Origin of the sequence: Nocardioides sp. (assembly GCF_024509035.1) — a bacterium.
Lineage (GTDB): Bacteria > Actinomycetota > Actinomycetes > Propionibacteriales > Nocardioidaceae > Nocardioides.
The window spans coordinates 1-9,278 of sequence record NZ_JANINT010000055.1 but is presented as its reverse complement, the minus strand read 5'-3'; the positions used below and the strand labels follow the sequence as shown (position 1 = coordinate 9,278).

Genomic DNA, 9,278 nt, shown 5'->3' with positions numbered 1-9,278 from the left:
GCGGCCGACGTAGGCGTTCTTGACGAAGCCCTGGCCGAACGGGATGCCGCTCTCCTCGGCGTACCCGGCCGCGGCCGGCGTGCCCGACTCGGGAACGGGGATCACCAGGTCGGCCTCGACGGGGTACTCGCGGGCGAGCTGACGGCCCATCTCGACCCGCGACTCGTGGACGCTGCGGCCGCTGATCGTGGCGTCGGGGCGGGCGAGGTAGACGTACTCGAACACGCAGCCCTTGGGGGCGGCAGGGGCGAACCGGTGGGAGCGCAGGCCGTTCTCGTCGATGACGATCATCTCGCCGGGCTCGACCTCGCGCACCACGCTCGCGCCGATGGTCGCGAGTGCGGCGTCCTCACTCGCGACGACCCAGCCGCGCTCGAGGCGGCCGAGCACCAGCGGGCGGATGCCCTGGGGGTCGCGGGCGGCGTACAGCGTGTTCTCGTTCATCCACACGAAGCAGAACGCACCCTGCAGCTGCGGCAGCACCTCGAGCGCCCGCTGCTCGAGCGAGGTGTCGGGGTGGTGGGCCAGCAGCGCGGTCACGAGGCCGGTGTCGTTGGTGGACGGCTCGGTGGGGCGGGTGTGCAGCTCGAGCTCGTCGTCGGGGCCGGGCAGGTCGACGACCATCTGGGCCAGCTCGTGGGTGTTGATCAGGTTGCCGTTGTGGCCGAGCGCGATCGATCCGTCGGCGGTGGGCCGGAACGTCGGCTGGGCGTTCTGCCAGGTGCTGGCGCCGGTCGTCGAGTAGCGGCTGTGGCCGATGGCCAGGTGTCCCTTCAGCGACTCCAGCGTGCTCTCGTCGAAGACCTGCGACACCAGGCCCATGTCCTTGTAGACCAGGATCTGGCGGCCGTTGCTGACGGCGATGCCGGCGGACTCCTGGCCACGGTGCTGCAGGGCGTAGAGGCCGAAGTAGGTCAGCTTGGCGACGTCCTCGCCGGGCGCCCACACACCGAACACGCCGCAGGCGTCCTGGGGTCCCTGCTCGTGCGGGTCGAGCGCCGCGGTCAGCTTGCCGTCGCCACCCCTGCGGGGACTGCTCTCGAAGGGCACATGAGGAGTCTAGGGTGCGGGTACACCGTGTCCCATTCGCCGTCTCGCCGTTGTCCGGGCAGAAACGGACGCCCGCGTCGCTGTGCGCCCGTAGCATGACCCCGCGACCACCACCCACACGAGGAACCATTGACTCGGGACACTCCCCAGGACCCGTCCGTCACCAGCCCGCCCGCGAGCTGGTCTGATGCGCCTTCGCGCGACGCGTTGCAGCTGATCGCCGAGGGCGTCACGCAGCTCGCCGGGTTCGGGGTCGCCGCGATCAGCGCGGTCCGCGAGGACGGCAAGATGGAGGTCATGGCGGTCGCCGGCAGCGACGCCGCCCGCGAGCAGCTCCAGGGCAGGCGCACCCCCGTCGACCGGCTGAGCCGCGAGCTGGAGAAGGCCGACGACTGGGGCCTGCTCCGCTTCGTCCCGCACGAGCGCCTCGACGAGAGCGCCGGCCAGGACTGGGGCTGGGTGCCCGACATCGAGCCGATCGACGGGGCCGAGGACGCCTGGCACCCGCTCGACCTGCTCGTCGCGCCGCTGTACGACGACGACGGCGACCTCCGCGGGTCGCTGGCCATCGACCTGCCGGTCGACGGTCGGCGGCCGGGGCAGGCGCAGCGCACCGTGCTGAACCAGTACGCCGAGCAGGCGCGCCGTGCCGTCCTCGTGGCGTTGGAGCGCGAGCGGCTCGCCGAGCGGGTCCGGATGGCGGACGCGGCCCGGCGCATCGTGCGCACCGCGACCGCCCAGCTCAGCCTCGACCGCATCGTCGCCGACAGCCGCGAGGCGCTCGTCGAGGGGTTCCGGGCGGCCGGGATGTGGCTGCAGACCTTCGACCGGGACGGCCACGGCAGCGCGCGTGGCGAGATCTACTCCTCCGACGGCAGCCACATCCACCTCACGCCCGAGCTGATCACGATCGCCGAGGTGTCCGCGCGGGCCGCGTGGGAGCGCCAGCAGGCCACGGTCGTCTCGCCGCACCGCGAGTTCGGGCCCGCGATCACCGCCGAGCAGGGCGAGCTGGTGCTCGCCTACCTCAACGAGATCGGCGTCGAGTCACTGCTGTTCACGCCGCTGGGGGCGGGCCCCGAGGTCCTGGGCAACCTCGTGCTGACCCGCGCCGCCGGCGCTCCCGAGTGGACCGAGGCCGAGGCCGCCACGGCCCTCGACATCGGCCACGACCTGGGCCGCGCGATCCTGAACGCCCGGATCTTCGAGCGCGAGCACGAGCTGGTCGAGGAGCTCCAGGAGCTGGACGCCTACAAGGGCCAGCTGATCGCGACCGTGGCCCACGAGCTGAAGAACCCGCTCACCTCGGTGATGGGGCACCTCGAGATGCTCGAGTCCTCCCCCGACTTCACCGGCCACGCCCGCAGCTCCCTCCAGGCGATGGACCGCGGCGCCCGGCGGATGGTGCGCGTCATCGACGACCTGCTGCTGCTGTCCAAGGTGGCCGACCCCGACGAGTCGATCATCTCGGCGCCGGTCGACCTGCGCCGGGTCGTCGACGACGTCGTCGACCTCACGCTGGTCGCCGCCGAGCAGAAGAAGCTCGACGTCGTCGTCGACCTCCCCGGCGAGCCGGTCTTCGCCCTCGGCGACCACGACGAGATCGACCGGGTGGCGGCCAACCTGGTCAGCAACGCCGTGAAGTACACCCCGGCGTCCGGCGCCGTGCGGATCGGCGTCGAGCGGGTCGGCAACGACGTGCTGCTCAGCGTCGCCGACGAGGGGATCGGCATCTCCTCCGACGACCTGCTGCAGCTCGGCACCGAGTTCTTCCGGTCCTCCAACCCCGAGGCGGTCGCCCAGCCCGGCACCGGCCTCGGGCTGGCGATCGTGCGGCGCATCGTCGACCGCCACGGCGGTCAGCTCGAGATCGAGTCCGAGCTCGGCAGCGGCAGCACGTTCCGGGTCTGGCTGCCAGCGGCCGAGCCCGAGTCCTGACCGGTCGCTACATCTGCCGCTCGCCCTGGACCACGGCCTCGCGGATGCGGGTGTAGGTGCCGCACCGGCAGATGTTGCGGATCGCGTCGAGGTCGGCCTCGGTGATCGACCGGCCCTCCCGGCGTACCTTCCGCACCAGGGCGACCGCGGCCATGATCTGGCCGGGCTGGCAGTAGCCGCACTGCGCGACGTCGCGGTCGAGCCAGGCCTGCTGCATCGGGTGGAGAGCGGCGCCGTCGGCCTCGGCGGTGTCGGCGAGGCCCTCGATCGTCGTCACCTCGTCGGCAGCACGTAGGTCGCCCACCCGCACCGAGCAGGGGTTGAACGCCTTGCCGTTGAGATGGGAGGTGCACGCCTTGCACACGTTGATGCCGCAGCCGTACTTGGGCCCGGTCACGCCGAGCAGGTCGCGCAGCACCCACAGCACGCGGACGTCGTCGTGCACGTCGACGGTGACGCTCGTGCCGTTGAGCACGAAGGTCTGGCGCGCCATCACCACACCAACTTCCGGCCGTTGGTCGGCGACTGCGGGATCGGGGGGACGAACGGCTTCACGCGGAACTCCAGCGGGTCGCGGTGGTTGATCGGGAAGTACGCCGGCACCTCGCCGGTCGCCCGGGCGTAGGCGCACGCGACCGCGGCGAACGTCGCCGCCACACCGGCCTCGCCCGCGCCGCCCGGCTGCCCGCTGTCGGACGGCATGATCAGCACCTCGACCTCGGGCGGGGTGTTCCACTGCCGTGTGTAGAAGTAGTTGTCCCAGCTGGCCTCGAGGAAGTGGCCGTCGCGCAGGTGCATGCTCGAGGTGAGCGCGAGCGCGATCCCGTCGTTGATGCCGCCCTGCATCTGGGCCTCCAGGCCGCGCGGGTTGACCACCAGGCCCACGTCGATCGCGAAGACGACCTTGGTCACGCGCGGCCCGCCGACGCCGTCGCGGATCTCGCGACCGGTCTGCTCGGGGCGGCAGTCGATCTCGACGAGGCACGCGCTGCAGCCCTTGTACTCCTTGTGGATCGCGATGCCCTGGGCGGTGCCGGGCGCCATCGGCCGGCCCCACCGGCCGTGCTTCGCGACGGTGTCCAAGACCGCCCGTACCCGGGCGTTGCGCAGGTGGGAGCGCCGGAACGTGTAGGGGTCGCTGCCCATCGCCTCGGCGAGCCGGTCGACGGCGAGCTCACCGGCGGTGCGCACGTCCGGGGAGTAGATGTTGCGCATGCTGCCGGTGTTGAACCGGTCGTCGGTCTCGGTGAGCGTCTGGGTGATCACCCCGAAGTCGTAGGGGACCTCCTGGGTGAGCTCGAAGATCGTCTCGGCGAAGCCGAGGTTGCCCAGCCCCGTGGGCAGGTCGGCGAGGTTGGCGCTGATGATCTCGCCGAGCCCGTGGCGGAAGTCGGTCTCGATGCTCGTGTGGCTCTGCTGGAAGGCCAGCACCTGCCCGGCCGCGTGCACGGCGCGCACCCGGCTGGTCGCCATCGGGTGGCCCCGGCCGACGCGGGCGTCGTCGGCGCGGTGCCACATCAGCTTGACGGGCTTGCCCATCGCCCGGGAGATCTTCGCGGCCTCGAGCGCCCCGTCGAAGAACAGTCGCCGGCCGAAGGAGCCGCCGCCCTGCACCACGTGGACCGTCACGGCGTCCTGGGGCAGACCGAGCTCCTCGGCGACGCGCTGCTGGGCGACGATCGGCGACTTCAGGCCGGCCCAGACCGTGGCGCGGTCGGCGCGGACGTCGGCGATCGCGGAGTTGGTGTCCATCGCGGAGTTGCTGCGGAAGTAGAACAGCACGTCGACCTCGACGGTCTTGGCCAGCGGGGTGTCGGGGAGCCGGGGCAGCGGCAGCTCGGCGCCGCGGAGCTCCTCGACGACGTCGTCGTCGGAGAGGCCGGCGACCGGCCCGTCGGCCCAGGCGACGTCCATCGCCCGGATCGCGTCGATGCACTGCCCGAAGGTCTCGGCACGCACCGCGACGCCGGTGTCGACCAGCGCGACGTCGCGGACGCCGGGCATCGCGAGGATCGCGCGCTCGTTGCGCAGCCGCCGCGGGGTGCCGTTGAGCGTGGGCGCCCGGCACACCATCGTCGGCAGGGCCCCGGGGACGTGCAGGTCGGTGGCGTACTGCTTGCGGCCGGTGACCGCCTCGAGAGCGTCGACCCGGCTGTGGCCGACGCCGACCACCCGGAACTGCGCCGGGTCCTTGAGCTGCACCCGCACCGGCCGGGTGGTGCTGCTCGCGGCCGCACGGGCGAGCTCGGCGTACGTCGCCGAGCGGCCGTCGGGTGCCTGGACCACGCCGCCGCGGGCGACGAGGCTCTCGATGGTGTCGCCGAGCAGCACCGCCGCCGCCTCGAGCAGGGCGCCCTTGGCGACGGCGGCCGCCACGCGGATCGGGGTGTACGTCGAGATCGTGGTGTTGGAGCCACCGGTCAGCTGGTTGAACAGCAGCTCGGGACGCGCGTCGGCGAGGGTCACCCGCACCTTCTCGACCGGCATCTCGAGCTCCTCGGCGATGAGCATCGCGGTCGAGGTGGTGATGCCCTGCCCGACCTCCATGCGCGGCAGCGCGAACGACGCCGTCCCGTCGTCGTGGACCGTGACCGTGATCAGGTCGGCCGTCGGCGCCGCGGCGTGGGTGAGCAGGTCGTTGAGGTCGTAGAGCTCGGCCGGCTGGGGAACGCCGGGCGCCGCCGCAGCCGGGTCGAGGAGCCCGCCGGTCATCTCGGCGGCCGCGACCAGCGTGGTGCCGGCGACGACGTAGCCGAGGAACGAGCGGCGGTCGACGGCGAGCGTCGAGGCGGCCTGGGCCGCGGGCTGGGCATGGTCCCGAGTCACCTGGGTCCAACGAGGCGGTGTGGCGACGGTCACGGCGCGGACCCAACTAGGATCGAGGGATGCCCGAGTCGCACGAGTCCTCCGACTTCGTGCGTCCGGTCCGCGCCTCGCGCTGGTCCGACGCCCAGTCGCGCGACGCCCTGCAGGCGATCGTCGAGGGGGTCGCGGAGATCTCCGCCTTCGAGGTCGTCGGCGTGAGCGTCGTGCGCGAGGACGGCTACCTGCAGATCATCGCGCTGGTCGGACCCGAGGAGGCCCGCAAGGAGCTGCTCGACTCGCTGGCCCCGGTGGCGCCGCTGCTCGAGCAGCTCGAGCTCGCCGACGACTGGGGCACGCTGAAGTACGTCCCGCACGACCGGCTGGTCCTCGACCTCGACCAGTGGGGGTGGGTGGCCGCCGGTGACCGCGAGAACGTCCCGCCGGGACGGTGGCACCCCGAGGACCTGTTGGTCGCTCCGCTGTACGCCGACGACGGGACCCTGCTCGGGACACTGGGCGTGGAGCTGCCGCGCGACGGCCTGGTGCCGGGACCCGAGCAGCGCGCCGCCCTCGACGTGCACCTGCGCCAGGCGGCCCGCGCGGCGATCACCGCGCTCGAGCGCGAGCGTCTCGCCGAGCGGGTCCGGCTCGCGGCCGCGGCCGCGGACGTCGTACGCATCGCCGCCGGCACCCACTCCCCCGACGAGGTGCTCGCCGAGTGCGGGCGGGCGGTGACGCGGGGCTTCCGCGCGGAGTCGCTGTGGGTGCAGCGGCTCGGTCCCGACGGCCGCTGCCAGGGGCCGCTGCTGATCGACGGCGGTCCGGCGGTCCGCTTGCCCGCCGGCGTCCGGGCCCTGGTCGCCGCGCAGGCCCCGCGGGCCTGGGAGCGCCAGTGCGTGGCGGTGCTGGCGCCCGAGCGGCCCATCCACGGGACGCTGGGCGGCGACCAGCACGCCGAGGTGATCGCCTTCCTGGCGGACCTCGAGGTCGAGTCGCTGCTGTTCGTGCCGGTCGGCGCGGGTCGGGAGTGCTTCGGCGTGATGGGCCTGACCCGCGGACGCGGGGGCCGGGAGTGGAGCGAGGAGGAGTCCGCGACCGCGCTCGAGATCGGCCGCGACCTCGGGCGCGCGATCGCCAACGCCCGCACCCTCGAGCGCGAGCACCAGCTCGTCGAGGAGCTCCGGGCGGTCGCCGACTACAAGGAGCGGCTGCTGGCGACCGTCTCGCACGAGATGAAGAACCCGCTCAGCGCGATCCTGGGGTACGTCGAGATCCTCGAGGCCGATCCCGAGCTCACCGAGACGGCGCGCGCGTGCGTCGCTGCGATCGAGCGGGGCGGCTCCCGGCTCTCCGAGGTGGTCGACGACCTGCTCCTGCTGCACGAGTCCGCGAGCACCGGCGCACCCGTGACGGAGCCGGTCGACCTCGCGCACGCCGTCAGCGACATCGTCCACCTCAACGACGCGGTCGCCACGGCCCGAGGGCTCACCCTGTGCGCCGACCTGCCCGGCGTACCCGTGCTCGCGCTCGCCGAGTCCCGCGACGTCGACCACATCGTGACCAACCTGGTCGGCAACGCCGTGAAGTACACGCCCGCGGGCGGCACGGTCACCGTGGCCGTCGCCCGGGTCGGCGACCGGGCGGTCCTCACCTGCACCGACACGGGCATCGGCATCTCCCCCGAGGAGCAGGCGCACGTGTTCGACGAGTTCTTCCGCTCCGCCGACCCGAGCGCCGTCGCCCAGCCCGGCACCGGTCTCGGGCTGGCGATCGTGCGCCGCGTCGTCGAGCGCCACGGCGGGCGCATCGAGGTCGAGTCCGAGCTCGGTGTCGGCAGCACGTTCCGCGTGTTCCTGCCGGGCGGGTGAGGCCGCGGCGCCTGCTGTAACGCCGTGTTACCCCAACTTCCCCGGGTGTTGCAGCGTGGCCGGAAGGCAGGGTAAACGGGCGTTACAGCGAGCCAGCGCCCCCGAGGACGGTCAGCCGCCGAGCTTGGCGAGCAGCAGCGCCTCGGCCAGCACGACCTTCTCGAACTCCGCGAGGTGGAGGCCCTCGTTGGCGCCGTGGGCGCGGGTGTCGGGGTCCTCGACGCCGGTCACGAGCACGCTGGCCTCGGGGAACGCGTCGAGGAACTCGGCGATGAACGGGATCGACCCGCCCACGCCCATGTCGACCGGCGCCGTGCCGTCCCAGGCCTCGGTGAACGCGGCGCGCGCGGCGTCGTACGCCGGGCCGGTCGCCTCGATCTGCGTCGCCTCACCGGTGTCGACGACCGTGTGGGTGAGCGTCGCGCCCCACGGGACGTGCGCCTCGAGGTGGCGCACCAGGCACTCGAGAGCGTTGGCCGAGGTGTCGCCCGGAGCGGTGCGCATCGAGATGCGGGCGCGCGCGGCCGGGACGAGGGTGTTGCTCGCGCCGGCGACCTTCGGGGCGTCCAGGCCGGTGATGCTCAGGGCCGGCTTGGTCCACAGCCGCTCGACGGTCGAGCCGCTGCCGATCCACTCGATGCCCGGCGCAGCGCCGGACTCGGCGCGCAGCCGCTCCTCGGGGTAGTCGACGTCGGCGGCCGGTCCGGCGTGCAGCCCCTCGATCGCGACATTGCCCTCGTCGTCGTGGAGGCTGGCGATGAGGCGAGCCAGCGTCATCACGGCATCGGGGACGAGACCGCCCCACATGCCGGAGTGGACGGCGTGGGTGAGCGTGCGGACCTCGATGTCGAGGCGCACCAGGCCGCGGAGGCTGGTGGTCAGCGCGGGCACGCCGATGTCCCAGTTGCCGGAGTCGGCGATCACGATGACGTCGGCGCGCAGCCGGTCGTGGTGCTCCTTCAGCAGCGCCGGCAGCGACTCCGACCCCATCTCCTCCTCGCCCTCGATGAACATCGTGACGCTGACGGGCAGGTCGTCGCCGAACACCCGCAGCGCGCCCAGGTGGGCGGCGATGCCGGCCTTGTCGTCGGCCGCGCCGCGGGCGTAGAGCCGGCCGTCCCGCTCGGTGGGCTCGAACGGCGGGGAGTCCCAGTCGGCGTGGTCGTTCTCGGGCTGCACGTCGTGGTGGGCGTAGAGCAGGACGGTCGGGGCGCCCTCCGGCCCGGCCTTGTGGGCGATCACCGCCGGCGCGCCCCCGTCGGCGGTGACGATGTCGACCCGGTCGAAGTTCTCCGCCCGGAACAGCTCGGCGACCGCCTCGGCCGAGCGCTGCACCTCGCCGGCGCGCTCGGGGTCGGCGCTGACCGACTCGATGCGCACGAGGTCCTCGAGGTCCTTGCGGATCCCCGGCAGGACGGCGTGGACGCGGGCACGGATGTCGGCGGTCATACCTCTCAACCTAGGACACGCCCTCGTGCAGAGGCAGATGGGGCGTCAGGTCGGCCCGCTCCCCCGACGCACGCACTCGACCGGCAGCCTCGGCGTCGGTCCAGGACAGCGACCCGGTGGCCAGTGCGATCCACGTCGCGGCGTCCATCTCGACGACGGCCGGCGGCG

At 73.0% G+C, this 9,278-nt stretch carries 7 protein-coding genes; 2 read left to right on the top strand and 5 right to left on the bottom strand.

Going from position 1 to position 9,278, the window contains the following annotated elements; all coding sequences use genetic code 11:
- A partial coding sequence (gene purF, locus Q0L15_RS05080; RefSeq protein WP_296602702.1) for an amidophosphoribosyltransferase occupies positions 1-1,050 on the bottom strand: 1,050 nt, incomplete at its 3' end.
- A 207-nt stretch (positions 1,051-1,257) separates the two neighbouring features.
- On the opposite strand from purF, the gene Q0L15_RS05075 reads away from it, so the two are divergent.
- The gene (locus Q0L15_RS05075; RefSeq protein ID WP_296602701.1) at positions 1,258-2,988 is read left to right on the top strand and encodes a HAMP domain-containing sensor histidine kinase; all 1,731 of its coding nucleotides are present in this window, start codon (positions 1,258-1,260) and stop codon (positions 2,986-2,988) included.
- Positions 2,989-2,995: 7 nt separating this feature from the next.
- Here the strand turns inward: Q0L15_RS05075 and Q0L15_RS05070 are convergent, their stop codons facing one another.
- On the bottom strand, positions 2,996-3,481 hold the full coding sequence (locus Q0L15_RS05070; protein ID WP_296602699.1) for a (2Fe-2S)-binding protein: 486 nt from the start codon (positions 3,479-3,481) through the stop codon (positions 2,996-2,998).
- Positions 3,481-5,814, bottom strand: coding sequence for a molybdopterin cofactor-binding domain-containing protein (locus Q0L15_RS05065; RefSeq protein WP_296602698.1), 2,334 nt, complete (start codon positions 5,812-5,814; stop codon positions 3,481-3,483). The genes Q0L15_RS05070 and Q0L15_RS05065 overlap by 1 nt, the downstream gene beginning before the upstream one ends.
- A 59-nt stretch (positions 5,815-5,873) precedes the next feature.
- Here Q0L15_RS05065 and Q0L15_RS05060 point away from each other — a divergent pair, with 59 nt between their 5' ends.
- On the top strand, positions 5,874-7,661 hold the full coding sequence (locus tag Q0L15_RS05060) for a HAMP domain-containing sensor histidine kinase (RefSeq protein WP_296602696.1): 1,788 nt from the start codon (positions 5,874-5,876) through the stop codon (positions 7,659-7,661).
- 111 nt (positions 7,662-7,772) lie between these two features.
- Here the strand turns inward: Q0L15_RS05060 and Q0L15_RS05055 are convergent, their stop codons facing one another.
- Both Q0L15_RS05055 and Q0L15_RS05050 read right to left on the bottom strand, forming a co-directional pair.
- A complete protein-coding gene (locus Q0L15_RS05055) occupies positions 7,773-9,110 on the bottom strand; it encodes a dipeptidase (RefSeq protein ID WP_296602694.1) in 1,338 nt (445 codons plus the stop codon).
- A 10-nt stretch (positions 9,111-9,120) separates the two neighbouring features.
- Positions 9,121-9,278: sterol carrier family protein (locus Q0L15_RS05050; RefSeq protein ID WP_296602706.1), on the bottom strand; the 158-nt coding region annotated here is incomplete at its 5' end.

Coding starts and splice junctions, on each gene's coding strand:
- Q0L15_RS05070 (WP_296602699.1), bottom strand. CDS start 3,481: ATGGCGCGCCAGACCTTCGTGCTCAACGGCACGAGCGTCACCGTCGAC.
- Q0L15_RS05060 (WP_296602696.1), top strand. CDS start 5,874: ATGCCCGAGTCGCACGAGTCCTCCGACTTCGTGCGTCCGGTCCGCGCC.
- Q0L15_RS05055 (WP_296602694.1), bottom strand. CDS start 9,110: ATGACCGCCGACATCCGTGCCCGCGTCCACGCCGTCCTGCCGGGGATC.